Genomic DNA, 25,658 nt, shown 5'->3' on the forward strand with positions numbered 1-25,658 from the left:
GATGAATGATGCAGCGTGGCAAGCGGATATGGATACACCAGCGATCGTCATCGATCTGGATCGATTGGATGCCAATCTGCAGAGTACCGCTGAATTGGCTGCGAAAGCAGACGTACGATTACGGCCACATACGAAGACGCATAAGAGCATTTGGATCGCGCAAGAGCAGCTGCGACATGGCGCTTCAGGCATTACGGTGGCAAAGCTTGGCGAGGCTGAAGTCATGGCGGCTGGCGGTATAGATGATATTCTAATCGCTTATCCGCTTGTGGGCCGATTGAAGCTGGAGCGTTTGGGACGACTGTTACAACAGACGCAAGTCTCAGTCAGTGTGGACAGTTATGAAGTGGCCAAAGGATTGTCCGATCTTGGTGAGCATTTGAAACTTCGCGTACCGCTCTACTTAGATGTGAATAGCGGGTTGAACCGCTGTGGAAAAGAACCAGGCGAGGAGACAGCCGCATTGGCTGTAGAAATTGCCAAGCTGCCAGGAATTCGTCTGACCGCGTTGATGACCCATGCGGGGCAGGCTTACAGCAAGAGTCGTGCCGACGACTGTCTGGAAGTTGCCCTTGCTGAAGCAGAAGCTTTGCTGGAATCACAACGTGTGCTGCGGCGATTAGGTGTGGATGTGCCGGACATTAGTGTGGGCTCGACACCGACATCTAAGTTCATTGGTGCTCTCGCCGGCTTAGGAGTAACGGAGATGCGGCCTGGGGCTTATGTTTTCGGTGATGGCTCCCAGCTGTATACAGGCCTAATCGGCGAAGAAGCCTGTGCCATGCGCATCTATGCCACGGTCGTCAGCACGCCTAGGCAGGGAACCGTCATCATCGATGCAGGCTCAAAGACGCTGTCCAACGATAGCAGCGCGCATCGCAAAGGATACGGATTCATACCGGAGTTTCCTTCTATCTTCGTTGAGCGGCTTAGCGAAGAGCATGGCATTCTCTCCGTGCCTGACGGCACCGAACTTCATATCGGTGACATCGTGGAGATCATACCTAATCATTGCTGCGCCGTGACCAACCTCCATGATCGACTCCTTGGCGTACGTGGCGGGCAACTCGAGCGTATCCTTACGGTCGATGCCAGAGGCAAAGTTACTTAATAGGCAATCTAAATTGTACATACAAAGGAGACGATTACTTATGTCACAGCCCATTCATTCTACAGCGGCACCTGAATTCCCACTTCCTTTCTCGCAAGCCCTTCGCGCAGGTGATTTCGTTTATGTGTCTGGCCAAGTCGGCGTAGATCCTATAACGCGTGAAGTTGTTGGAGAAACGATTGAAGAACAGACGCTCCAATGCTTGCGCAACATCGAGACCATTCTTGGAGAGGCTGGACTCACGCTCGATCATATTGTAAAAATCAACGCATTCCTCTCCAGACAAGAGGATTTTCCTGGCTACAATAAAGCTTATCAAAGTTTGATGAAGCAACCTTTTCCAACGAGGACTTCAATTGGTTGTTCCATCGGCAGCTATTTAGTAGAGATTGATGCGATTGCTTATGTAGTTACTCGTCGTGGAGAGAGCCTTTAAGATGAGGAATAACCAGCTTCAGATTGCTGTAGCCGGTATTTTGCATGAAACGAATACGTTCGCTCCTGGCATTACAGACATCGCGCATTTTCGGGAACAGTGGACGATGGGCGGTGATGCTTTTGCAGCGCGCTACGCAGGGACGCGCACTACGATGGGGGGCGTGATCGCCGCTGCAGCTGCACAAGGCGTTAGCTTGTTGCCAGGCTTGTATGTGGCAGCGACACCAAGCGGGATGGTGGAGGCAGCAACGGGCGACACGCTGATCGATGCCCTCGTGGAGGCCATCGACAGCAGGTCAGATGGCCTAGTTTTGATCATGCATGGCGCTATGGTATCGGAGCATTACGCCGACTACGAAGGGGAATGCCTCCGACGTCTTCGCGCGAAGCTAGGACCCGATTTCCCTATTGCCATGACAATTGATCTGCATGGCAATATCAGCCAAGCGATGGTTCGCCATGCGGATCTGATCGTTGGTTACGATACCTACCCGCATGTGGATATGTATGAGCGGGCGGTTGAAGCTTTTGACCTGCTCGTTAGTACAATTCGCGGTGAGATTCGCCCCGTTCGGGCAATGGTTCATACGGGCATGCTGGTTGTTCCTCAAGGTATGCTGACGAGTGTAGGCAGTATGAAACTGCTAATGGATCATGCCTTCCATATGGAGCGTATGCCGGGTGTGCTGAACGTGACGGTAGCCGGCGGTTTTCCCTACAGTGACGTTCCCGATGCGGGAATGTCCGTTGTAGTCACGACAGACGGTGACACCGATTTAGCTGAACGTTGTGCGGCAGAACTCGCACAGATGGCGATCGACCGGAAGGAGACGTTCAATGTCAGCTATGCGACACCGCGTGAAGCCGTAGCCGAGGCATTGGCGCAGCCGGAAGGACCTATTATTTTGGCGGAAGGTTCCGACAATGTAGGGGGAGGCGCTCCGGCTGATGCAACGCATCTACTTGCTGAATTAATTACTGTGCCGAAGAAAGCATTGATTGTAATTCGCGATCCTGAAGCCGTGGAAGCGGCTTACCGGAACGGAATCGGAGGCCTATTCGAAGGCATGGTAGGAGGTAAAAGCGACTCCTTGCACGGAAAGCCTGTAGCGGTGAAGGGGAAGATTCGGTTACTGTTTGACGGACATTACCGACATGCGGGTCCGTATATGACCGGCCAGCATGCGGAGATGGGCTTAACAGCTGTTGTTGAATGCGGACTGCTTACGCTCGTACTGACAGAGAAGCGGGTGGCCCCATGGGATGTCGGGCATGTGCGATCCGTCGGTTTATGGCCCGGGGATTATCACATGATCGTGGCCAAATCAGCGCTGGCTTGGCAGACAGCTTTCGGATCGTTTGCCAAGCATGTCATTAATGTGGATTCACCAGGATGCTGTAATGCCAATCTTGCTCATTTTCAATATCAACACGTTATTCGTCCAACGTATCCCATGGATTCGTTGCCGCAACCGAGATTTGGAACCTATGATTGAACTTCTATATCATCTATGAGCCTGCATAACGAAATCACTCTCCAAGGAAGTACGAATTAGGGAGGATGTATGCATGAAGCATGTTGAGAAATCGAGACAGAAATATACGGAATCACAAGCCTATTTGGCAGGCGGGGTGGCGAGCTCGTTAAGAAGCGCCATGAAGCCGACGCCCTTATTCGCTGCATCGGGTTCCGGTCCAAGAATAACAGATGTGGATGGTAACACCTATATAGATTATTTGCTTGCCTATGGACCCTTAATATTGGGCCATGCGCATGAGGCAACGACGGAGAGTGTCCATGCAGCGATGAAGCGTGGCGTTACTTTCGGGTTGCAGCATGAAGGGGAAATTGAGCTGGCACGGCGCTTGACTGAGATATTACCTTGTGCGGATAAAGTGGCCTTAAGCGGTTCTGGTACAGAAGCAGTGATGCTGGCTCTGCGATTAGCTCGCGCTTTTACGGGCAAGCGGAAGATCGTTCGGTTTCATGGGCATTACCATGGGTGGTCGGATGCGATATTTACCGCCTTCCCTAGCTCAGACATGCGTCAGTCCAGTTCCACTGCTGCTACGCAGGAGCAACGGCTTTTGCCAGGCACGAGCGGTCAGAGTGAGCTAGCCTTGGAAGATATCATTTTGCTTCCGTGGAACGATTTCGATGTCTTGGAGGCAACCTTACGGGAATATAAGGATGACATCGCCGCTGTGATTTCAGAGCCGGTGATGTGCAATTCCGGTTGCGTGCTGCCCAGACCAGGCTATCTTGAGCTCATACAGAATCTAACTAGTGAGCTCAACATCGTTATGATTTTGGATGAAGTCATCACCGGATTCCGGCTTGGCTTAAGCGGCGCGCATGGGAAATTTGGATTAAAGCCAGATCTAATTACCATTGGCAAAGCATTAGGCGGAGGCGTTGCCATAAGTGCTGTAGCTGGCCGCAAGGACATTATGGCGCTGATTGAGAATGGAACCGTTAGCCATTTGGGTACTTTGAACGGGAATTGCGTTGCGACATCAGCAGCCTTAGCAACAATAGCGGAACTGTCCCAAGAGGATGGGAGAGTTTACCGTGAAATGGAAACGAACACAACCCAGCTCGTTAAAGGGATTCGTAGCTTACTCGTCAAACACAGCATTCCAGGCATCGTCAATCATGTCGGTCCTGTCTTCCATATGATGTTTACTCACGAGCCTGTGGTTGAAGATTTCGCTTCCTTTACGAAGCGGGACGGAGCAAAGTATGCAGATTTTGCTGGTAAGATGCTAGAAGAGGGCGTGCTCATCCGTTCCAACGGATTATGGTATTTGTCAGCGACGCATGGCGCTCAAGAAATTGAAGAAACATTGAAGGCTGTCGATCGAGCGCTAGTCAACTTATAAGGAGGCATTCCGGATGAGAATGAAAGATGTGGTCGTGCTCATAACGGGCGGTTCAACCGGCATAGGTAAAGCAACGGCTGTAAGATTTGCTGCTGAAGGAGCAAAGGTGGCTATTACCGGCAGAGAGAAGGCTGCGCTGCAAGTGACTGCTGAGGAGATTGCAGCTCAAGGCGGTGAAGTCATCTGGATCGATGGGGATGTACAGCTGAAATCAGATGTTAATCGCATGGTGGATACAGTTCTGGGAAATTGGGGAACGATTGATGTGTTAGTGAACAATGCCGGTATCTGCAGCCCTGCCCCCTTTTTGGAGATCGAGGAATCAGAGTGGGACCGGCATATGGCGATTAATTTGAAAGGAACGTTTCTCGTCGGGCAAGCGGTGGCAAGAAGCATGGTGCAGCAAGCCAAGAGTGGATCTATCATCAATATGTCCAGTGTGAATGGCTTAGCTGCGGAGAAAGATCAAGCGCATTATAATGCGACGAAGGGCGGTATTAATCTTCTCACTATGTCTATGGCTTTGGAGCTTGCGCCACTAGGCATCCGTGTCAACGCACTTTGCCCGGGCTTTATTGAGACGAGGCTGACGAAACCCTTGATTGATAATCCTGCCGCATTTGCCCCCTACCTCGAAACCATCCCTATGGGCCGAGCTGGTGTACCGGAGGAAATTGCAGACGCTGCACTATTTATGGCAACTAGTGATTCACGTTATATGACAGGGCATTGCTTAGTCGTAGATGGCGGGCAGCTTATTAAGTTATCTTGACAAAGGAGAAACCACTATACAATGAGCAAGGATGTAGGAGAGAAACAAGAGCGTTACACCATACAAGCCATCGATAAAGCATTGGATTTACTGGAACTTTTGGCGGAGCACGATTCCTTGAATCTTTTGGAATTGACAGAGATGCTGGATCAGCCTAAATCGTCGACGTACCGAATCATTTTAACCTTGGAAAATAGGGGATTCATCAGCAGAGACGATGACAATGGCAAATATTGCTTAGGCTATAAGCAGTTGATGCTGACACGCGGATTGTTAGAGCGAAATAAGCTAAGAACCGCGGCGATGCATGAGATGAAGAGGCTCTCTGAGCTCTACGGCGACACAATTAACTTAGGTGTCATGTTAGAAGGTGAGGTGTTATATGTTGAGATCATAGAGAGCACACAGCCACTGCGAATGACGGATACCGTAGGATCCAAAGCACCCTTTCACGCGACTGCTATGGGCAAAGCCATGTCCGCTTATCTGCCAGAGGATAAAGTTAAAGCCTATATCACACTTCACGGCTTGCCGGCTATCACACCTAACACGATTACTTCGGTCGAGCAACTTTTTGCTGAATTAAAACTTGTACACCAACAAGGATTTTCCATGGATGATCAAGAAATTGTAGAGGGTGCACGTTGTGTAGCTGCTCCGATCTTCAACATGTATGGGAACATCGAGGGTGCGGTTAGCATTTCGGGGGCTATGCATCGGTTTGCTCCTGATTTATTTCCCGATATGGCCGAAAGTATCAAATTTGCTGCGAATCAGATCTCGCGGAAACTAGGCTATCAGTTTACATAATGGAGAGGGGAGTTCCTCATGCAACCATTACGAATAGCAGTTCTAGGCATGGTGGAAGGCAATGGGCACCCATATTCCTGGAGTGCAATGTTCAACAACTATGACAAGCACACGATGGCCGAGTGTCCTTATCCCGCAATACCAAATTATTTAGCCAAAGAGCCCGTAGAAAAGCTGCAAATACCTGGAGCATCTGTCACCCATATTTGGACGGATGATCCTCTAGATGCCGCACATGTGGCTAAGGCTTCGCTTATCCCGCACGTCGTATCCAGACCAGAGGATGTTATCGGACACGTAGATGCCGTCATGATTACAACGGATAAAGGCCATGAGCATGTGGAACGCTGTCGGCCGTTTGTTGAGGCTGGTCTCCCCATATTCGTCGATAAGCCTCTGGTCGATAATGAGCCCGATCTTGCGCAGTTCCGAAGGTGGGTGCGCGATGGTGCCTCGATTATGTCATCTAGCTGCATGCGCTATTGTAAAGAATATATGCCTTATCGCACGTCAATTCACTCCTTAGGAGAACTTCGTTACACAAGCATCACGACTTGCAAAAGCTGGGAACGTTACGGTATCCATGCATTGGAGTCGATTTACCCCATTCTAGGCCCCGGTTTTATTTCCGCTCAAAACGTAGGAACGCAAGATCGTAACATCGTTCACTTCAAGCATCGCCTGCATGGCGATGTGATGGTGCTTGCGATGGATGACATGTATGGTTCGCACGGTATTCTACAGCTATGTGGGACACAAGCCAATGTCACGGTTACCGCTCAAGATACGTTCTATTCCTTCAAATCACAGCTTGAAGCTTTCATACACTTTTTGAAAACAGGAGAAAGACCCTTCCCGTTCAGTGAAACGGAAGAATTAATGCGCATGATCATTGCCGGCATTCGCAGCCGAGACGAAGGTGGAAGAGTTGTAAGGCTAGAGGAAATCACTGCGAACTAACACAGTGAAGCACGCTTTTCGTACATAACCTTAAGGAGGACGAAAACGGATGGCTACTAACTTTCATATGCGTCAAAGTCGAGTCTTACGTAAGCTGCGGGCAGGGGAAACAGCAATCGCGTTGAAGCTGAATCTTGCAGATCCACGCATAACAGAAATGGCCGCCAGAATTTCTGGCGTAGACTGCCTATGGACGGACATGGAGCATGTCCCGAATGATTTGGCTGTCATTGAACGACAGATTTGGGCGGCAAAAGCGTATGATGTGGATGTGCTTGTCCGTGTAGCAAGAGGAAGCTACAGTGAGCTGATTCGGCCGTTAGAGATGGATGCGGCAGGGATCATGGTTCCACACGTAATGAGCTTAGCGGATGCAAAGCAAATTATTCATCACACCAAATTCTACCCGATCGGTCGACGGCCGCTTGATGGCGGAAATTCGGACGGTGCTTTCTGCAATTTGGAGTTGGAGGACTATATATCGCAAGCGAATGATCAACGTTTTAACGTCCTGCAAATCGAAGATCCAGAGCCGCTTGGTGAGCTGGAAGATATCATCGCGCTGCCTGGTCTGGACATGATTTTTTTCGGACCCGGAGACTTCAGTCAAGGGATTGGAGCTCCAGGCAAGTGGGATCATCCGCTGCTAATTGAAACCAGGGAATCAGTGGCTAGACTGGCAAGAAAGCATGGGAAATACGCAGGAACCGTTGGCAGTCCGAGTAATTTGGATGATTTAACGGCGATGGGCTACCAATTTGTAAGTGTTGGAGCCGATGTGGTTGGTTTTGGTCAGTATTTAAGTGGTATCGCATCTAGCATTAACCGCAGCTCCGGAACAGGTACGGATTCCGTCTACGGCTCAACCAAAAGCTAGGGAGGCCACGACATGTATACGGAGCTTTTCTCATTGCGGGATAAAAGTGTCATTCTTACAGGGGGTTCTGGGTATCTCGGAACCGCAATTACAGAAGCGTTACTCGCATTTGGCGCTGATGTTACCGTAGCAGACCTAACTTTCCGAACGAACCCGAACTTGGCAACTGCCCTGCAAGAGGGCCGATTACGGCAGGTGGTCTGTGATGTCTCCCAAACAACATCGATTAAAGACATGTTTGCGTCACATGACACAGCTAGCGGGCGATTAAACGTTGTTGTTAACTGTGCGACATATGGTGCTGGTTATGGCCAAGAGGCCGAGCTTGAATTCATGACAGATGAAGTGTGGCATAAAGGTGTAGATGGGGCTCTCGGTACAACTTTCCGTTGCATTCGAGAAGCCATCCCCTATCTGAGAGAAAGCGGCGGCGGGTCGATCGTTAACTTCGCTTCGATGTACGGAGTCGTCTCGCCTGATCCTTCGATTTATGGTGATAGCGGTGCAAATAATCCGCCGAATTATGGCGTTGGGAAGGCTGGTGTTGTTCAACTAACCCGATACTGTGCGGCACATTTGGCCAAGTATGGGATTCGTTGCAACAGTGTATCGCCAGGACCTTTCCCCAATGCGGCAATCGGTCAAAACGAAGCTTTCTTACAGCAGCTGCAAGCCAAAACCATGCTCGGCCGAGTAGGCAAACCCGAGGAAATGGTAGGCGCTGTCATTATGCTGGCATCCGATGCCTCCAGCTATATGACCGGATCGAATCTCATGGTGGACGGTGGATGGACAGCATGGTAACGCGGGTAGTTGTGTCATTCGATAGGAGGAAATCGATGTGAGTACGAATGTAATGAATAGCTTCTCGCTAAGGGATAAGACGGTGCTCATTACGGGAGGCGCCGGACTTTATGGGACACAAATCGCAAGGGCCTGCGCGCAAGCAGGAGGCAACATATACGTGACATCTCGTGATGAAGCTCGTTTAGAGGAGATCGAAGAGAATTTTAGAAAAGACGGATTTACGGTCCGCGCCATTCCTTTCGACCAAGAAGATCTCGGATCGATCTCTTCCATTCGAGAGAAGTTAGAAACGCGAGAAGGCAAATGTGATGTCCTCATCAACAATGCTGTCGCCCGTACGATGTCTCATTATAACGATTCGCTGGAAACCTTCGCGCGCAGCATGGCGGTTAACGCAACAGGATTGTTCGAGTTAACGCGGGTGATTGGCGATTGGATGGCCGAGAAAGGGAGCGGCGGATCTATTATTAACATCGGTTCGATTCAAGGCATGGTCGGACCCGATCCTACACTGTATGAGGGGTTGCCGTTAAATGGACTGATCCCTGACTATTTCTTCCATAAGGGCGGGATGATCAACTTTACCCGATTTATCGCCAGTTATTATGGTGCGAGTCAGGTTCGGTGCAACTGCATCTCACCAGGCGGTTTTCAGACGGAGAAGAATCTCCCTGAATTTATCCAACGTTACAATGACAGAACGATGTTAGGCCGCATGGCCAAAGCGGATGATATTTGGGGTCCGGTTGTATTTCTTGCATCGGACGCCTCCCAGTATGTAACGGGCACTAACTTGCCTGTGGATGGCGGCTATACAGCCAAGTAAGGGGAAAGCGGCATCAACGCGTGATGCCGCTTTCTTTTTATACAAGAAAGAAAAAGGGGTGGTGAAAGGGTATGAGAATGTTTTCGAATGGTTTCAGAATTTTTCACGATTTAAAATTGGTGAAGAAGCTATGGTTATCGTTCTCGCTTGTCACACTTCTAGCACTCGTCATCTTTGCCTTATTGTCGTCAACGTACATCAAACGAATGATGACCGATCAAGAAGGCAATGCCATGCTGCAAAAGATTGAGTATTTCACAGGCAGTATGGACAGCTATTTCCAAAGTATTGAGAAATCATCTCAATTGCTTGTCTACAATGAGAATGTGCAAGAACCTTTAAGTGCGAACGCCGCAAGTTTGAATGGGATGGAACGGATTCTTTCCTACAACTACATCTATGATCAATTAAGGCAATTATCAGCTCGGTTTATTGGGATCGAAGCCATTTATTTGGTGGATAAGTTTCAAAATGTGTACGACAGCGGAGTTGGCATGAATTTCACGCCTAGCTATTTGGTCAGTGATGAATTCACCAGCCAGGGCTGGTATGACAAAATGGCAAACAATAAAAGCAGTAATTCGTTATGGTCCTTCATCAAGTGGCGTGATAAGCAAACATCAATCGTGATGTTCAAGACCATTTATGATAAAAATAATTTGCAAGTCCTCGGATATCTCATCATTTCCATTTCCCCTACGATACTTAACAACTACTTAGCTTCATCGAATCTGGATGAAGGCACGAATAGCATCGTTGATTCGAACGGCTATATCTTCTCAGCAGGGAGCGGCGAAAGTATTCCGCCTATTCACATTGATCAATTAACCGGGACGAAAGGTCATTATACGAATGAATCTGACGACTATGTCGTAGCCTATTCGAAGCACCCTTTGACCCAATGGACATTCGTTCATACGATCCCTCAGAGCTTATTGCTAAAGGATCTTAAACATATCAACAATTTATGGGTAGCCTTTCTTGGCGTATCTCTCATCCTGATGGTCGTTGTCTCCGTGTATATTTCCAAAACCATTTCTATGCCGCTCCGTAAAATGATTCGTATGCTCCGAAATGTTGAGCATGGCAATCTGAATATGAAATTTCAGCCTTTGTTTAAAGATGAGCTTGGAGATCTTGGTCGGGCTTTCAATCATATGATCGATAAGGTGCGTGAAGGTGAACCACTCATGAGGGAGAAGCTGGTTCGCTCTCTTTTGGAAGGGAGAATGACCGAAACAGAAGCTAGCTATTTCACAGAACGACTGAACTTTCAGCTCGATGCGGCATCTTTTCGGGTTGTACTGCTTCATTTGCACAGTAGTTATGAGAAAGAAGAGTTAGATAAGTTGGAATCGATCATGCACGAATTCGAAGACAGGCATGAGATGATTAGCATCTATTTATCCAATGAACAGTATTGCCTGATATTTAACGGTGAGAACGATGAGGAATTGCCGAACATCCATGCGTTGATCAGCGAACTTAAAGAACGGCAGGATCTACAAATTTATGCGTTTGTTGGCAATCATTACGAGCATTTTAACCTGATTAAGACCTCATTCGAAGAAGCGAAGGCGCTACTCAATTACCTCGTCGGAGAGCAGATGGATGATCAAACGAATATCTATTTTGTCGGAGATTCTTGGAAGTCACAATATCCGGAAGCTTTTGAAAATAAGCTCCTCTATTATATGGACGAACGGGATATAGACAATTGTGCGGATGTAATGGAAGAACTAATCGTTTACGCGAGGGCTAGTCATCTCGTTCCGCATGTTCTATATGCCTTCATGGCGGCACTTTATAATCATTTGTATAAGTTGTTAATCAAGTCGGGTCAGTCCACTGTCATGGACAAAAAATGGTTCGGTGATGTGCAAGAGAAATTATTATCACAACCGCTTGAGAAGAACGGCAGACAATTCATTACACTTCTGAGGGAACATTTAGGAGCGAATGAACAGAAAGAGAAAAAGCATAGCCGGAATATTCTCAAATCCTTGCAGATTATTAACGAGCAATACAGCGATATTGGGCTTGGGATCGATTCCGTTGTTGAGCAGGTTGGATTAAATGCGAACTATTTCAGCCAATTATTTAAGAAAGAAGTCGGCGTTGGGTTTACAGACTATGTGGGTCAAGTGCGAATGGAACATGCCAAACGTCTGTTGGAGGACCCTGCCAATAAAATCAAAGATGTGGCATTGCAGATCGGCTTCACGAACCCGCATTACTTTAGCATTTGGTTCAAAGAGAATACAGGACTGTCTCCTTCGCAATTTCGCAAGCAGCTTCTAGGGCAAATTAGTTAATTAGGAAGCTTTGTTATTATCAGAAATAGGTCAATTTCTTTATATTTGCTTGTAGGACTAATGAAATCCACGTGTATCTAATTAATTTCACCTACGCAAGAACGAGGAGCACATGCTAACTTGTAAGTAGGTTACGCAATTAATCGGAGATAACGAGGAGGGTTCTATGAAAGTTATGACGATTTACGCGCATCCCGCGAATACAATTACGAATTGCGGCGGGACGCTCGCGCTTCATGCCAAACGAGGGGATGAAGTTGTCGCGCTCATTTTGACACACGGCGGACGACTTCATCCAAACAAGTATGCGGAGGAGTGGCGCAAAGAAAACCCCGATGCGAGTCTCCTCCAGGCGGGCTTGGAAGAAATTGCGTTGAATAAGAAACGCGAATTGGAACGTGCAGCTCAGACGATAGGTATTGCCAAGCTGATCATGCTCGATTACGACGACAACTATTCAACGGTCAATGAAGAAATCGTGAATCGAATTGCAGAAGAGGTATCGAAGGAGCGGCCTGACATCGTCATCTGTGATTACCCCATGAATACCGCCTTTCACAACCCCCATACCATCGCAACACAAATGGCCTTTGCTGGCTTGAGCAAGGTATCCCTTTATTTGAAAAATCTAGATGGTCAGCCTGAGTATCAAGTCAAACAAATCTTTTTAACCTCCCTTCCGGTAAGTCCGATCGATGGATTAAGTCTGTACGGCATTCGTAATGATGTATTTATTGATATCAGTTCAGTTGTAGGTGAGAAGATCAAAGCGATGGACGAATTCAAAAGCCAAGGCTACAGCGGCTTATTCGCCCGTAAGCTGCTTGAATCCTATAACGGCGAGTATGGCCGAGCGGCTGGTGTTAATTTTGCCGAAGGCTTTTTCAGAGTCTATAACGAAACCCATGAACATCTGCCGCTGACAGCAGCTGCGCAAGAAAGTGATCTTCTCATGAGACACCTCAGTTACTCGACAATGAGTATAAGAGAGATGTTTCCCCTGCCGGAGTAACTGGTAGGCCTCCCCTTCTTTACGATCTTCCAATCCACTCACATGATGTTACCTACCCTTCTCCAGCAAGAGCATACAACCTTCACAATGTTAACGTTTTCGAGCAGTCCAACAAGGCGAAGAGACTCTGCACATCTCATTCATATTTATTAGGAAAAGGGAGGAAGACGAGCATGATTTCTTACTTGAAAAAACGTTCATTCAAATCACTTTTTGTGGCAACTAGTGTTTCGCTCTTAATGGCGACAACGGTAGGGTGCAGCACAGACGACGGTGCTAGTAAGCCTACACCTAGTACAGCACCTGCGGGCAGCGCCAGTCCGACAGCGGCAGCCTCGCAAGCGCCAAAAGAAGATCCTAAGATCGAGCTGACGGTATGGGCGGCTCCGAACGGCACATACAAACCAGGTCAAAAAGCTGGTGACTGGTTTAAAGAAGATTTGCTGCCGGAATGGACGAAGCTCCATCCGAATGTCAAAGTCAACATTGAGCTTATCCCCTTTGATGGGATTAATGAGAAAGTCACAACAGCCATCGCCTCCAAGTCAGCTCCAAACGTATTTTTGGACTATCCAGGGCGCACTTTGGCGTATGGACAAATGGGAGCACTGGCTTCGCTTGAGGATATTATTCCAGCTGAAGATTTGGCCCAAGTGAAGAAAAGTGCGGATATGATGAAAATGGTCTCGGTAGGCGGCAATGTCGTGACGATGCCGTATTATTCGACCCAACTCGGATTGATACTTGATAAATCCTTATGGAAAGAAGCGGGAGCTGAGAAATTGCTTCCACAGGATGAATTCCGGACATGGACGCCTGATCAGTTCAAAGCAGCTTTGAAGGCTGTAGCTAATAAAGAAAAAGGCGTTTATGGACTAACACTATTCGCATTGAATGAACAAGGGGATCAAATCTATAACAATATTATTTCCGGATACGGTGCGAAGTTGTTCAATGCTGATTACACGAAATATACAGCAGGTGACAGCCCTGAATCGGAAAAGGCGTTAACCTTCTTCAAATCACTCGTCGATGAAGGGCTCGTCACGCCGCATCCTGAAACATTGACATCCACGAACGCACTCGATTACTGGAAGCAGCGGAAGAACGGGATGGTCGTTGCTTCAGCATCTCACTCCGATATTATCAAGAACGGCTTGAAAGATGGAAGTGTAAGTGGACCGCATGAGTATATGTATGTCAACTTCCCTTCAACAACGCCTGGTCAAGCGGCATTAAAGTCTGAAGTTGGCTTTGGTGTTGTGTTTAAGAACTCGGATGCTGTGAAAGAAGAATGGGCGAAGAAATTCCTTTACTGGACGATGAGAGATAACACGATTTTCCAAACAGCTATGAAATCCTTTAATCCGCTTGGGAAAGCGCCTGCTTGGACCGAAAGTGACCCAGAGCTTCAATTCCTTGCTAAGTTAGCAACGAAAACGAAAGAATGGCCGGTTATTGACCCAGGTTGGGGAATTAAAGGCTATCCTGAGATGAGAGCTGCGATGTTCCCTGAGATTCAAAAGTTGTTCATCGGGATGTCAACGCCGAAGCAAACGATTGATACGATATCCAAAAAGTTTAATGACACGATAGCCAAATACAATAAATAATCGGTACTGGGCGGCAGGATGACCGTGGTCTCCTGCCGTCATTTCCATAACAGATTAGCGGGTAGAGGAAGGAGCAATCCATGAAACAGGGGAAAATCAGCAGCATCCGTTTACGTAGAGAAATCAGCGGTTGGTTATTCGTCCTGCCGATGTTGTTGTTTTTTGTGCTGTTCGTCGTGTATCCCATTCTTAAAGCAATCAAAAGCAGTTTCTATGGCTTTGATTATACGAAGTACTACTGGTCAGGGCTTGACAATTATCGCACCATTTTCACGGACCCGCTGTTCTGGAAGTCGATTCGTAATACGCTGGAGTTTGTCTTATATCTAGTGCCGTCCATTACGGTTATTGCTTTGATGATCGCCGTAACGATTCATACGTACCCGAAAAAAATGCAATCCTTTTTCAAAGCTGCCTTTTATATACCAGGCGTGACATCGATTGTTTCTCTAACGTTAGTTTGGCAATACATCTATAACGGACAGTTCGGCCTTGGCAATTATGTGTTGGATCGATTGGGCATGAATGCCGTTAACTGGTTGGGGGTCAACTCGGCCACGCTGGCTTTGTCGGTTATTGTGCTAACCATTTCCGTAGGTTCTGCGGTCGTTGTTTTTTCAGCGGCACTTGGAGGAATACCCAAGGATTTCTACGAATCTGCCTCGCTGGACGGAGCAAAACCGTGGCATATGTTCGCTCGAATCACACTTCCGATGTTAAAACCGACGCTATTATATGTCGTTGTAACGGGGACGATCGGCGCTTTTCAAGTATTCGCCATCATCATGATTATGACGGGAGGCGGGCCGGCGTATCGCACCACTACAATCATGATGCTTATTTACCAGCAGGCGTTCGTTAATATGAACTTCGGAATTGCGAATGCGATGGGGATTGTTTTATGTGTCATCATCAGCCTAATCGCCTTTGTGCAATTTAAGCTGCTTAAATCAGATAACGAATATTAAGGAAGGTGGGACGAGGATGCCGAATAAAAAGTCACCGCTATGGGGGGGCCATTTATTTCTATGGGTATTAACCTTGTTCTTCCTCTGGCCCTTCTACTGGATGGTTAGCGGTTCCCTCAAGAACCTCAAGGTTGCGCTGCAAATTCCACCTGAATGGATACCGATTCACCCAACATTTCATAACTATACGTCCTTAATAAAAAATAGCCCTGTGTTCACCTGGTTTTATAACAGCATGTTTATCTCGTTGATAGCCACCGTGCTGGTGATCACGGTTAGTTCGTTGTCCGCGTATGCCTTAGCGAAAATTCCATTCAAAGGCTCTAAATGGCTGTTCTCGTTCATGATTGCAGCGATGACGATTCCGCATACGGTGCTGTTCATCCCTCTTTTTCAATTGTTAAATGAGCTAGGTCTCATTAATACCAAATGGGGGGTACTATTGCCCGTCGTGGGTTGGCCTTTCGGTGTTTTCCTGTTAAAACAGTTCATGAGCACGCTTCCAAGTGAACTGGTAGAAGCCTCCAAAATCGATGGATGCGGAGAATGGCAAACCTTCTGGCGCATCATCCTGCCGCTTGCCAAACCGGGTCTTGGCGTCTTAGCGATCTTCACATTTGTTAACACGTGGAATGACTATGTGTGGCAAGTCATCGTGTTAAGCGGAGAGAAGACGTATACCTTACCAGTGGGTATTAAAGTTGCCCAAAAAATATCAGAACTGGAAACGAACTATGGAATCGCCATGGCAGGTGCAATGTTCGCAACGCTTCCTGTATTAGTTATTTTTCTCTACTTTCAGAAATACTTTACGGAAGGCATTACTTTAGGTGCATTGAAAGGTTAATTCTTCAGTGCGATGAAAGAAGGGACTTTCATGTATCACGCAGCGATAATCGGACTTGGCAAGATCGGCTTAACCTTTGATATTCCCTATAAAGGAAGAGTAAACAGCCATGCAATGGCCTATCATTTGCATCCAGAGGTGGCGTTGGTTGCAGCCGTCGGAAGAAGGCAAGAGCAGGCGGAACAGCTGGCAGTGATTGCACCAGAGGCGCAATTCTATGGGGATCAGAAATTGTCATCTATGCTAAGGGATCATCATCTGGATATCATCAGTATTTGCACGCCGCCTGCCGTGAGGTATGACTTGCTTCAAACCGTGCTTGAGCAGTCGAAGGCCAGGCTCATCTTTCTAGAAAAGCCTGTAGCGAATGGGCTTGAAGAAGCGAAGCGTATTACCGCTTTATGCAAGCTGCATAGCGAACGAACCGTCGTCGTTAACTTATCACGAAGATGGAGTGAAGGAGCCATGCAGGTCCGTAGGGCAGTCCAGAACGAGACCTATGGGAAGCTGAAGAAAATACATTTAAGGTATAGTCGTGGAATTTCTAACACCGGTTCCCATCTATTCGATATGGTGCGATACGTGGCAGGAACCATCGAGCAGGTAAAGGTCGTAGAGCGTGTGCCTACCAACTTGGATGAGAGAGAGGATTGGACCTATTCCTTTTTGTTTACAGTAGCAAACAATCAGGTTACGGGGTACGCGGAGGCGTTTGATGACCGCAATTACAATCTGTTTGAACTCGTGCTGTACTTGGAAGGCGGCATGATCGAAATGGTTCAAGGTGGAACTGAGATTCGATACTATGGGACCGAGCCTCATCCGGTGCAAGCTGGCATGCGTCAGCTTGTGCTCGATCGAGTAGAGAAAGATGATCTTGGCAAATCCAGCCCAATGGTTAATGCGATCGCTCACCTGGTGCACATCCTGGATGAGGGCGTGGAACCGCTTTGTACGTTGGCAGATGGCATTTACCCGCTATATGTAGCGGAGGTGTTGAACCAATCCTATGCAAGAGGTGGTACCACTGAGCAGGTGCTTGTTGAATGAAAGCAGGACACTCAATTCGATCTTGACTAAGGGAGATTGATGATGGAATTGATCAAATTAACGACAGCGCAGCAACAATTTTTTGAAGATCAGGGGTATTTATTGGATCTACCTGCTATTTTCCCAGGTGAAGAAGCGAAGCAAATGCAAAGGGGCTATGAGCAGCTCATATCTTTGTTGCAGCAGGATGAGAATCCATCTGACATGATGGGCTGGCATAAGACGAGCCGCTTTCTATATGACATTTGCGCGCATCCGCAGATTCTCAGCTGTGTTGAAGGCGTATTGGGCAATGATTTTTATTTGGCAGCTACTGAGTTTATTACTAAATCGCCGCATTCAGACAAGATTGTCCCTTGGCATCAAGATTCCTATTATTGGTCTACTGCGCTGAATAACACGGTTACCGTCTGGCTGGCTATCACGGATGTGGATGAAGCGAACGGTGCCATGAAGGTTATTCCGGGTACACATAAAGCGGGTCTTATTCAACATAAAATCGCAGGCGAGGACGCCATTCTATCTTTCGAACTGGACCAAGGAACTTTCAGCGAAAAGGATGCCGTGTCGATGATTATCCCATCAGGCGGCATTTCTATGCATGTCGATTCCCTCATTCATGGTTCCGGTCCAAATACCTCTGAGCGCTGGCGCATCGGATTTGTGATTCGCTATTCCAAGACGATGGTGAGATGGGATCCGCAAATCTACCCTGATTTCAAACTTTTCATGATGAAAGGAAAAGATGAGTTCGGTTACCATCCTCAGGGTGAAGTGCCTGTAGAGCCGTTTGGGCGCCCACCTTATACCAAGCGTATTCGCAAGCGAGAATAATGGCATGTGTCAGAGAAAGTGAGATGATTCTTTATGTTAAGCTACGACAAACTATGGACATCTACGATCTCCCCTTTAACGCTCGGCACTGTGCAGTTGGGGATGCCCTATGGTATTGCGAATCAGTTAGGTCAGCCCGATGAGAGTGTGGCAGGACGTATCTTGGATGCTGCCATGGAGGGGGGCATTACCTGTCTAGATACGGCTAGCGTGTATGGAAGCTCAGAGCAGGTTCTAGGCACTTATTTTGGACAGCAAGAGCGCTCAGCCCATGTCATAACCAAAATCCACTTGACTGTGGATCATGAAACAACGATTACCCATTTGGAGGAACAAATAGAAGCAAGTGTTCAAAGGTCGTTGGAACGCTTGCAGACCTCATGTATTCCCGCCGTGCTGCTGCATCGACCGAATGTATTAGGCGTGTTCGGTGACAAAGTGACTGAATTGCTGCGTAAGCAGGTGAAAAGAGGGAATATCGGCACGATGGGGGTGTCGCTCCTTTCCTATGAAGCCCAGGAATTTGCGGCAAATTGGCAGGAACTTCAGGATGATTTTTACGAAATTATCCAATTACCGATCAACGTCATGGATCGTCGGATGTTTGCGAATGGGACCTTTGATATGCTTAGAAACGCAAATAAGAAGCTGTTTGCCAGAAGCATCTATCTCCAAGGCCTGTTCTTCCTTCAGCCAACCGAGTTAAAGGGCAATCTGCAGGTCGCTGATCATTGGCTTACCTTATTACGCTCTTGTGCGGATCAAGAAGGGATGTCTGTACCTGAATTAGCCTTTTCTTATATCCACCATATGCCAGGTATTGCAAGCATCGTGTTTGGTGCTGAAACGCCGAAGCAAGTACAAGATAATATAGCGCTTCTAGCCACACCTGCTATCAGCGAAAAGACATTGCAAGTATTGGAATCAGCATTCTCTGAAGTACCTGAACTCGTGATTTCGCCTTCCATGTGGGCAGTCTGATTATTGCCAGACAATCCAAATATTCGGAAAAATGAGGAGATTACCATGGTCACCTATCTCAAACAAGGTAATGCGCAATCATCATCTGCACTTAGCGAAGAGACGGTCTATCACACCGTTAAGGATGTCATTCAAGCCATTGCTAGCCGTGGGGATGCAGCGGTCCGTCAGATTTCGGAGAAATTCGATAACTGGTCGCCGGAAAGCTTCCGATTGAGCGAAGCTCAAATTCAAGAAATTATTGCCAGCGTACCCGATCGTGTGAAGGATGACATTCGTTTTGCTCAGCAGCAAATTCGCCATTTCGCCGAAAAGCAATTGGCAACGATCCATGACCTCGAAGTTGAAACCCTTCCGGGTGTTTTTCTGGGACATAAACATATTCCCGTTGGGCGAGTAGGCTGCTATATACCTGGAGGGCGCTATCCTATGGTAGCTTCGGCTCATATGAGCATCCTAACAGCCAAAGTGGCTGGTGTTCCAAAAGTTATTGCCTGCACGCCACCGATTAAAGGGGAGATACCAGCCGCGACCGTATGTGCGATGGCCTTCGCAGGCGCGGATGAAATCTATTTGCTTGGCGGTATTCAAGCGATGGCTGCGATGGCGCACGGGACGGAAACGATCGAGTCCGTTGATATGCTGGTCGGACCTGGCAATGCCTACGTGGCTGAGGCCAAACGGCAGCTATTCGGCAAGGTGGGCATCGACCTGATTGCCGGGCCGACTGAAGTGTTGGTCATTGCCGATCATACAGCGGATGCTGAAATGGTGGCTGTTGACTTGTTAGGTCAGGCCGAGCATGGGCCGACTTCTCCGGCAGCCTTGATTACAACCTCCGAGGCATTGGCAAGGGAGACGCTGCTTGAAATTGAAAAACAGCTGAAGGTTCTCCCGACAGCTGATATTGCTGGCGTCGCCTGGCGTGATTATGGCACTATTTTGGTGGTGGATAGCTTGGAGGAAGCCCTCATTGAAGCGGATAAACTTGCTTACGAGCATGTCGAAGTACTGACGGAGGATCCGAATTACTTCTTGGCGAACATGTCGAACTACGGAGCATTGTTTCTCGGTCCTGAAACGAATGTGGCCTATGGAGATAAAGCAATTGGCACGAATCATACGCTTCCGACCAAAGGTGCTGCGAGGTATACGGGCGGTCTCTGGGTTGGTAAATTTTTGAAAACTTGTACCTATCAGCGATGTACGAAAGACGCTAGCGCAATCGTCGGAGAGTATGTTTCACGTCTCTGTGAAATTGAGAATTTCATGGGTCATAAGGAACAAGCTGATCTGCGCGTGCGGCGGTATGGCAGTAAGTCATCTGTTTAATAAAATGCTTCGCAAGCAAAGCAAGCTCTTCCATTCATGATGGTGGAGACTTGCTTTTTTCCTGTTCATCTACATCAAATGTCTAAAGGAAGTCAGGAAGTCACCAGTGAAAAAAAAGGAATTGTACAAGCGAGGTCGAAGAATGATTACCTAACAAATAAATATAACGAAAAAGAAGATGATGTGATGGGAACTGCATTTAGCTTGAAACGAAAAGCTTTTATGCATAAGTATTTCTCCGGAAAAGTGATGGATTATCAACAGATTATTGGCTTATACATACCGATTCTGATTGATCAGTCTTTCCTTGTCGGCCTTAACTTGGTGAACATTGCCATGATTAGTTCGTCAGGTGTTGCCGCAGTGAGCGCAGTAAGTATGATTGATTCGCTCCATATATTTCTGATCAGCGTGTTCGTAGCCGTCTCAACAGGTGGAACCGTAGTGGTCGCCCAGTATAAAGGAAGCGGAAATGACGGGATGGTAGCCAAAGCTGCAGCTAGCTCCGTTTCCTTGGTTTCGGCTTTTGCGCTTGGCATTAGCTTGTTAATGATTCTGTTTCATAGTCCAGTCTTAACGCTCCTGTTTGGCACAGCTTCTCCCGAGGTGTTCGCTTATGCCAAGACCTATCTGATAGGGAGCAGTGTATCTTATGTGGGGATTGCCATTGTAGAAGCTGTCTGCGGTGCACTTAGAGGGATTGGAAAGTCCCGAACTTCCTTGAAACTCTCTTTGATTATGAATCTATCGTATGTACTTTTGAATGTGATATGTATCCATTTCTTACATATGGGGGTACATGGCTTGATCATCGCTGTGAATGTGTCTAGATTTCTGGCGGCATTCATAGCCGTATTGTATGTCGTAAAATTAGATACGAATTTTAAAATGCGATTGTACGATTTACTGCATGTCAATATGGCGATGATGAAGAGAATATTGTTTATCGGGCTTCCCTTTGCGGCGGAGCAGATGTTCTTTAATGGCGGAAAAATTGTAACGCAAATATTTATCGTTAGTCTCGGCACGCATGCCATGGCGACGAATGCAATTGGCGGCACACTGGCAGGTGTGTTGCAGATACCGGCAGCCGCGTTATCTCTGACTACGGTAACAGTAATTGGGCAATGTATGGGGGCACAAAATGTGAAAGACGCCCGCAAATTTGCCAAATCGTTTCTCTGGCTGGCGTCATTTACACTCTTCGTGATGGCATTGATCCTCATTCCGTTGTTCAAGCCGCTGATCAGCATATTTCACCCACCGGATGATATCATTAGGGAGCTTTTCATTATCGTGTTAATCAATGCGATTGCACAAGTGCCTCTCTGGCCAATCAGCTTTCTCTTGCCAGCAGCGCTTCGAGCTGCGGGTGATTCCAAATTCACATCCGTGACATCGATGCTGTCCATGTGGTTGTTCCGAATCGTTCTGGGGTATGTGCTTGGCATCATGTTTCACATGGGGATTATTGGTGTATGGTTAGCGATGAATATTGAATGGGGTGTTCGTGGGCTTATCTTCCTATTACGCTTCAAAGGGGATCAGTGGTATCGTCATCGATTGATCGAGCCAGCTACGGATGCCAAATAAGGAGAGACCTTCGGAAGATACCTTCTCTTATGAGAGGGTGTCTTTTTTGTTTGGGAAATTGAAGCTTAACTGCTAGAATACGGATCACGAGACGGAGCGTTGACTTCTTTCTTGGCTTTGTTCATGTTAGTATTGTTACTAAACTATCTTTCGGTCATCGCGTGAATGATCCGAAGTATCACAAAAGTGGATAAGTTTTCCACAAAAGGGGGACTACTATGAATCTGAATCTAACGAGACATCCTTGGAAGAAGAATGCACTCAGAAGATTAATTCTTTCATTTATTTGCATTCTTTTGCCACTCTACCTGCTTAGCATGATAATTTACAATTGGGGAATTCGAACGCTGCAAGACGAAATATCCAAATCGATGATCTCGCAAGTTTCAGGGTATTTCAGTGGGCTGGAAGAGGAATTTCGACGCATTCAAACACTGCAGTACGATGTGTTAAGTGATGACAATTTGAATGCCTTAGGAGCGATTCCGGATTCCTTGAATGATATTGAGAAAATGCAAAGTATTCTGCGACTCCAGCAGCGTCTCAATGCCATTCGGAACAGCAGCACATATATAAAGGATGTGTACGCTTACATCCCGGCCATTCAGAAGAATGTGTCGGCGCTAACGATCTCTTCTTTTGATCAGCAAGCCTTTCAAAAATTAAGAAACATTCCGCTGACATTGGATTCGCAAGTGATGAATGTTGACGGTCGAATGTATTTGAGCGCTGTGTATCCTTTCTCTACACCAAGTAGTAAGAGAGGTCCTCTCTTTATTGTAGCCATCGAACTGTCGAAGGAAAAGCTAGAAGAACATTTGAAATTTATGGTGAATTCGCAGGATGAGGGACTGATTTTTAACAGCTCTCAGTTTGTTATCACAACTAGCAATGATCCGGCTTTTGATCAACAGATCACTGCCCGCATGACGAGCGACGTGAATATGGGCAAGGCGCAGAAGCTCATCATCAATGACAAGCATTACCTCGCTGTATACGCGTCTTCTCATTTTTTTGGCGCTGTGCTAAGCAAATATGTACCGGAAAATGCTGTATTTCAACCGCTGCAGAAGTATAGAAGTTGGTTTGTTTTACTAGCCATAGTAGCGCTTTTTATTATTATTATATACTCGTTATATGTGTACAAATATATTCACAAACCGCTGGATAAGCTGGTTAAAGCTTTCCGTAAAATCGAGCATGGTGATCTAGACGTTCAGATTGATCATACGATTAACGATGAATTTCAGTATATTTATAAGCGGTTCAATGTCATGTTAGGAAATTTGAAATCCTTAATTGATCAAGTCTATAAACAGCAAATCTTAACACAGAAGGCGGAATTGAAGCAGCTTCAATCCCAGATTAATCCTCATTTTCTGTACAATAACCTTTTTATTCTGAGTACGATGGCACGGCTTGGTGACTATGAGAATCTGGAGCAATTTACGAATCAACTGGGGGAATATTTCCAATTCGTTACGCGGAATAGTTCAGATGAGGTGCCGCTCTGGAAAGAAGTGAATCATGCCAAAGTGTATGCGGATATTCAAGCTATGCGATTCTCGAATCGGCTGCGAGTTGAATTCGATGAACTGCCTGAGCATGTTGGACATGTCATGGTGCCGAGGTTAATTCTCCAACCGATAATTGAGAACGCTTTTGAACATGGACTGGAAAGGAAGCCGGCTAACGGCATTTTGCGGGTTCGTATTCTTAAGATCGCCAATGTGATTCATATGATCGTTGAAGATAACGGCGAGGAACTCGATGAGAAACGAATCGAGCTGCTTAGAGCTGCCTTATCCAACCAAGATGGGGTGGAGACGACAGGCATTTTGAACATCCACCAAAGAATTCGATTGAAATTCGGACAGACCAGCGGGTTAGTGGTGGAACGCAGTGAATGGGGCGGCTTGAAGACGACGATTCAGATCGATTACACGAATGGAGGCGTATAAATGTACAGGGTGCTAGTCGTAGACGATGAGATGATTATTGCAGACGGGGTATATGAGGTTCTACAGAGCATTCCTCAGCTGGAGTTAGATGTGTATAAAGCTTACTCGGGTATCGAGGCTATGCGGCAATTCGATCGGACACGCTTTGATATCGTGCTTACGGACATTCGGATGCCAGGACTTGATGGCTTGCAGCTGCTGGAGAAAATACGGGAAAGATGGCCGCAATGCAGGGTTATTTTTCTCACGGGCTATAATGAATTCTCCTATATTTACTCGGCTATTCAGTATGAAAGAGTCAGCTATTTACTGAAGACCGAAGGCTACGAGAAAGTCATACAAATGGTTGAACATACTGTTGCTGAGATTGAAACAGAGTTGAGGGCGCAGTCATTGCTGAAGATCGCTCAGGAGCAGTTGGACGATATGCGGGGGATGCTCCAGAACGATTATGTGAAGCAGATTCTGAATGAGCAGCTCGATGTGCGGGAAATTAATCAAGAGCAATTCGATGAGCTAGGAATACCGCTGAAAGCGGATCAGCCTGTCCTCATTATGCTGGGAAGAAGCAATAGTTTGTCTAACAAGACGACGTATTCGGAGAAGTCTAGGCAGCTGTACAGGATCAAGAAAATCGCTGAACAATATATGTCATCTCATGTCTCTTTTATCGATGCAGTGAATGAGCATATGGATCTTATTTGGCTAATTCAGCCCCTAGAAGATAACTTGGAGCAAGAGGGATGGGAGCGCACGCTGACGTTCGTAAAAGGGAATTTGGAGTTGGTTCAAGCAGCCTGTCGCGAATCAGTCGGTGAAATACTTTCCTTTGTTTTGGATGATAGTACGGTAGCATGGGGCGGCACAGCAGAGCGGTTCGCGACGCTTACGATGCTGATGAATTATCGAATTGGCCAAGGTGGTGGCATGCTGCTTCTAGATAAACACATGGTGGAGTATGAGCTTCAGCAGTCGGATGGAAGTCAGCGTGAGAAGTCGCAGATCCGGCAAGCCAAATTGGACCAACTAGCCGATCAATTGGAGCATGGTCAACGTGTAGAGTTCCGCAATACGTTACTTGCTTGTGCGGATTCGTTGAAGAATATCGACAGCATGCATGATGTTCCTGCACAAGAGCTTTATTATTCCATTGGACTTGTTTTCTTATCCTATATGAACCGTTGGAATCTGGTAGAGACTGTTGCGACCCAAATTGGCCTGCACAAGCTTATGCAGCCAGGCGAGCATGAGTCATGGCGGGCGGCATTTGAGTATCTGACCCGTGTAGAAGAAATTCTATTCAATCTTCAGAATCAAGAAGAAGAGAGAAGGGCAAATGCAATTATTTCTTTGATCCAAAAGCACATTAAGGATCATCTTCATAACCCAGATGAGGTGTCACTGGTGAAGTTGGCGGAGCTGGTGTATTTTAATCCGTCCTATTTGTCACGATTATTTAAACAAGTCACAGGAACCAATTTATCTGATTACATCTCCGCCACCCGTATGACAAGAGCCAAGAGCTTGCTGGAGAATCCGAATATTAAAATCCAAGAGGTTGCTGAACAGGTTGGCTATGGAACAGCGACGAACTTTACCCGCTATTTTCGCAAGATTACGCACATGACACCACTGGAGTATCGGACCTCCATTTTCAACAAGTAAACA

The 25,658-nt window shown here is 47.0% G+C and carries 22 protein-coding genes; all 22 read left to right on the forward strand.

The features are described from left to right. Position 1 precedes the first annotated feature (1 nt). The 22 genes from AC58QM_RS11960 to AC58QM_RS12065 all read left to right on the forward strand — a co-directional run bounded on the left by AC58QM_RS11960 (position 2) and on the right by AC58QM_RS12065 (position 25,655). Positions 2 to 1,111, forward strand: a complete 1,110-nt coding sequence (locus AC58QM_RS11960; protein WP_497284137.1) for an alanine racemase — start codon at positions 2 to 4, stop codon at positions 1,109 to 1,111. Positions 1,112 to 1,151: 40 nt separating this feature from the next. After that, positions 1,152 to 1,547: a RidA family protein gene (locus AC58QM_RS11965; protein WP_497284139.1), complete on the forward strand. Its 396-nt coding sequence runs from the start codon at positions 1,152 to 1,154 to the stop codon at positions 1,545 to 1,547. 1 nt (position 1,548) lies between these two features. Next, positions 1,549 to 3,045, forward strand: coding sequence for a M81 family metallopeptidase (locus AC58QM_RS11970; protein ID WP_497284140.1), 1,497 nt, complete (start codon positions 1,549 to 1,551; stop codon positions 3,043 to 3,045). A 73-nt stretch (positions 3,046 to 3,118) separates the two neighbouring features. Then, positions 3,119 to 4,432 carry an aspartate aminotransferase family protein gene (locus AC58QM_RS11975; protein ID WP_497284142.1) on the forward strand — a complete coding sequence of 438 codons (1,314 nt, stop codon included), beginning with the start codon at positions 3,119 to 3,121 and terminating at the stop codon, positions 4,430 to 4,432. A 13-nt stretch (positions 4,433 to 4,445) separates the two neighbouring features. Further along, the gene (locus tag AC58QM_RS11980) at positions 4,446 to 5,204 is read left to right on the forward strand and encodes an SDR family NAD(P)-dependent oxidoreductase (protein ID WP_497284144.1); all 759 of its coding nucleotides are present in this window, start codon (positions 4,446 to 4,448) and stop codon (positions 5,202 to 5,204) included. 21 nt (positions 5,205 to 5,225) lie between these two features. After that, positions 5,226 to 6,014 (forward strand): IclR family transcriptional regulator, encoded by a 789-nt coding sequence (locus tag AC58QM_RS11985; protein ID WP_497284146.1) that lies wholly within the window; start codon positions 5,226 to 5,228, stop codon positions 6,012 to 6,014. Between the two features lie 18 nt (positions 6,015 to 6,032). Then, positions 6,033 to 6,974 carry a Gfo/Idh/MocA family oxidoreductase gene (locus AC58QM_RS11990; RefSeq protein ID WP_497284148.1) on the forward strand — a complete coding sequence of 314 codons (942 nt, stop codon included), beginning with the start codon at positions 6,033 to 6,035 and terminating at the stop codon, positions 6,972 to 6,974. Between the two features lie 49 nt (positions 6,975 to 7,023). After that, entirely contained in the window at positions 7,024 to 7,851 is an 828-nt protein-coding gene (locus tag AC58QM_RS11995; RefSeq protein ID WP_497284149.1) for an HpcH/HpaI aldolase family protein, read from the forward strand. Positions 7,852 to 7,863: 12 nt separating this feature from the next. Beyond that, positions 7,864 to 8,655: an SDR family oxidoreductase gene (locus AC58QM_RS12000; protein WP_497284151.1), complete on the forward strand. Its 792-nt coding sequence runs from the start codon at positions 7,864 to 7,866 to the stop codon at positions 8,653 to 8,655. A 37-nt stretch (positions 8,656 to 8,692) separates the two neighbouring features. Next, a complete protein-coding gene (locus AC58QM_RS12005; protein WP_497284153.1) occupies positions 8,693 to 9,484 on the forward strand; it encodes an SDR family NAD(P)-dependent oxidoreductase in 792 nt (263 codons plus the stop codon). A gap of 71 nt (positions 9,485 to 9,555) precedes the next feature. Continuing rightward, on the forward strand, positions 9,556 to 11,799 hold the full coding sequence (locus tag AC58QM_RS12010) for a helix-turn-helix domain-containing protein (RefSeq protein ID WP_497284154.1): 2,244 nt from the start codon (positions 9,556 to 9,558) through the stop codon (positions 11,797 to 11,799). Between the two features lie 166 nt (positions 11,800 to 11,965). After that, a complete protein-coding gene (locus AC58QM_RS12015; RefSeq protein WP_497284156.1) occupies positions 11,966 to 12,811 on the forward strand; it encodes a PIG-L deacetylase family protein in 846 nt (281 codons plus the stop codon). Positions 12,812 to 12,984: 173 nt separating this feature from the next. Continuing rightward, the gene (locus AC58QM_RS12020; RefSeq protein WP_497284158.1) at positions 12,985 to 14,424 is read left to right on the forward strand and encodes an extracellular solute-binding protein; all 1,440 of its coding nucleotides are present in this window, start codon (positions 12,985 to 12,987) and stop codon (positions 14,422 to 14,424) included. An 80-nt stretch (positions 14,425 to 14,504) separates the two neighbouring features. Next, positions 14,505 to 15,392 (forward strand): carbohydrate ABC transporter permease, encoded by an 888-nt coding sequence (locus tag AC58QM_RS12025; protein WP_497284160.1) that lies wholly within the window; start codon positions 14,505 to 14,507, stop codon positions 15,390 to 15,392. A 16-nt stretch (positions 15,393 to 15,408) separates the two neighbouring features. Then, positions 15,409 to 16,239 (forward strand): carbohydrate ABC transporter permease, encoded by an 831-nt coding sequence (locus tag AC58QM_RS12030; RefSeq protein WP_497284162.1) that lies wholly within the window; start codon positions 15,409 to 15,411, stop codon positions 16,237 to 16,239. Positions 16,240 to 16,269: 30 nt separating this feature from the next. Continuing rightward, entirely contained in the window at positions 16,270 to 17,289 is a 1,020-nt protein-coding gene (locus AC58QM_RS12035) for a Gfo/Idh/MocA family protein (protein WP_497284164.1), read from the forward strand. Positions 17,290 to 17,331: 42 nt separating this feature from the next. Beyond that, the gene (locus tag AC58QM_RS12040; RefSeq protein WP_497284166.1) at positions 17,332 to 18,123 is read left to right on the forward strand and encodes a phytanoyl-CoA dioxygenase family protein; all 792 of its coding nucleotides are present in this window, start codon (positions 17,332 to 17,334) and stop codon (positions 18,121 to 18,123) included. 33 nt (positions 18,124 to 18,156) lie between these two features. Next, positions 18,157 to 19,104, forward strand: a complete 948-nt coding sequence (locus tag AC58QM_RS12045; protein WP_497284168.1) for an aldo/keto reductase — start codon at positions 18,157 to 18,159, stop codon at positions 19,102 to 19,104. 45 nt (positions 19,105 to 19,149) lie between these two features. Further along, complete coding sequence (hisD, locus tag AC58QM_RS12050; protein ID WP_497284170.1) at positions 19,150 to 20,436, forward strand: histidinol dehydrogenase; 1,287 nt, start codon at positions 19,150 to 19,152, stop codon at positions 20,434 to 20,436. Positions 20,437 to 20,622: 186 nt separating this feature from the next. Continuing rightward, positions 20,623 to 22,029 (forward strand): MATE family efflux transporter, encoded by a 1,407-nt coding sequence (locus tag AC58QM_RS12055; protein ID WP_497284172.1) that lies wholly within the window; start codon positions 20,623 to 20,625, stop codon positions 22,027 to 22,029. Between the two features lie 218 nt (positions 22,030 to 22,247). Then, positions 22,248 to 23,990, forward strand: coding sequence for a sensor histidine kinase (locus tag AC58QM_RS12060; protein ID WP_497284174.1), 1,743 nt, complete (start codon positions 22,248 to 22,250; stop codon positions 23,988 to 23,990). After that, the gene (locus tag AC58QM_RS12065) at positions 23,991 to 25,655 is read left to right on the forward strand and encodes a response regulator transcription factor (RefSeq protein ID WP_497284176.1); all 1,665 of its coding nucleotides are present in this window, start codon (positions 23,991 to 23,993) and stop codon (positions 25,653 to 25,655) included. The last annotated feature ends 3 nt before the right edge of the window (positions 25,656 to 25,658 follow it).

It is taken from the genome of Paenibacillus sp. J22P165 (assembly GCF_059692015.1).

What these genes read in the sequence shown, in the direction of transcription:
- AC58QM_RS11960 (WP_497284137.1), top strand. Translation starts at nt 2, where the DNA reads ATGAATGATGCAGCGTGGCAAGCGGATATGGATACACCAGCGATCGTC.
- AC58QM_RS11965 (WP_497284139.1), top strand. Translation starts at nt 1,152, where the DNA reads ATGTCACAGCCCATTCATTCTACAGCGGCACCTGAATTCCCACTTCCT.
- AC58QM_RS11970 (WP_497284140.1), top strand. Translation starts at nt 1,549, where the DNA reads ATGAGGAATAACCAGCTTCAGATTGCTGTAGCCGGTATTTTGCATGAA.
- AC58QM_RS11975 (WP_497284142.1), top strand. Translation starts at nt 3,119, where the DNA reads ATGAAGCATGTTGAGAAATCGAGACAGAAATATACGGAATCACAAGCC.
- AC58QM_RS11980 (WP_497284144.1), top strand. Translation starts at nt 4,446, where the DNA reads ATGAGAATGAAAGATGTGGTCGTGCTCATAACGGGCGGTTCAACCGGC.
- AC58QM_RS11985 (WP_497284146.1), top strand. Translation starts at nt 5,226, where the DNA reads ATGAGCAAGGATGTAGGAGAGAAACAAGAGCGTTACACCATACAAGCC.
- AC58QM_RS11990 (WP_497284148.1), top strand. Translation starts at nt 6,033, where the DNA reads ATGCAACCATTACGAATAGCAGTTCTAGGCATGGTGGAAGGCAATGGG.
- AC58QM_RS11995 (WP_497284149.1), top strand. Translation starts at nt 7,024, where the DNA reads ATGGCTACTAACTTTCATATGCGTCAAAGTCGAGTCTTACGTAAGCTG.
- AC58QM_RS12000 (WP_497284151.1), top strand. Translation starts at nt 7,864, where the DNA reads ATGTATACGGAGCTTTTCTCATTGCGGGATAAAAGTGTCATTCTTACA.
- AC58QM_RS12010 (WP_497284154.1), top strand. Translation starts at nt 9,556, where the DNA reads ATGAGAATGTTTTCGAATGGTTTCAGAATTTTTCACGATTTAAAATTG.
- AC58QM_RS12015 (WP_497284156.1), top strand. Translation starts at nt 11,966, where the DNA reads ATGAAAGTTATGACGATTTACGCGCATCCCGCGAATACAATTACGAAT.
- AC58QM_RS12020 (WP_497284158.1), top strand. Translation starts at nt 12,985, where the DNA reads ATGATTTCTTACTTGAAAAAACGTTCATTCAAATCACTTTTTGTGGCA.
- AC58QM_RS12025 (WP_497284160.1), top strand. Translation starts at nt 14,505, where the DNA reads ATGAAACAGGGGAAAATCAGCAGCATCCGTTTACGTAGAGAAATCAGC.
- AC58QM_RS12030 (WP_497284162.1), top strand. Translation starts at nt 15,409, where the DNA reads ATGCCGAATAAAAAGTCACCGCTATGGGGGGGCCATTTATTTCTATGG.
- AC58QM_RS12035 (WP_497284164.1), top strand. Translation starts at nt 16,270, where the DNA reads ATGTATCACGCAGCGATAATCGGACTTGGCAAGATCGGCTTAACCTTT.
- AC58QM_RS12040 (WP_497284166.1), top strand. Translation starts at nt 17,332, where the DNA reads ATGGAATTGATCAAATTAACGACAGCGCAGCAACAATTTTTTGAAGAT.
- AC58QM_RS12045 (WP_497284168.1), top strand. Translation starts at nt 18,157, where the DNA reads ATGTTAAGCTACGACAAACTATGGACATCTACGATCTCCCCTTTAACG.
- hisD (WP_497284170.1), top strand. Translation starts at nt 19,150, where the DNA reads ATGGTCACCTATCTCAAACAAGGTAATGCGCAATCATCATCTGCACTT.
- AC58QM_RS12055 (WP_497284172.1), top strand. Translation starts at nt 20,623, where the DNA reads ATGGGAACTGCATTTAGCTTGAAACGAAAAGCTTTTATGCATAAGTAT.
- AC58QM_RS12060 (WP_497284174.1), top strand. Translation starts at nt 22,248, where the DNA reads ATGAATCTGAATCTAACGAGACATCCTTGGAAGAAGAATGCACTCAGA.
- AC58QM_RS12065 (WP_497284176.1), top strand. Translation starts at nt 23,991, where the DNA reads ATGTACAGGGTGCTAGTCGTAGACGATGAGATGATTATTGCAGACGGG.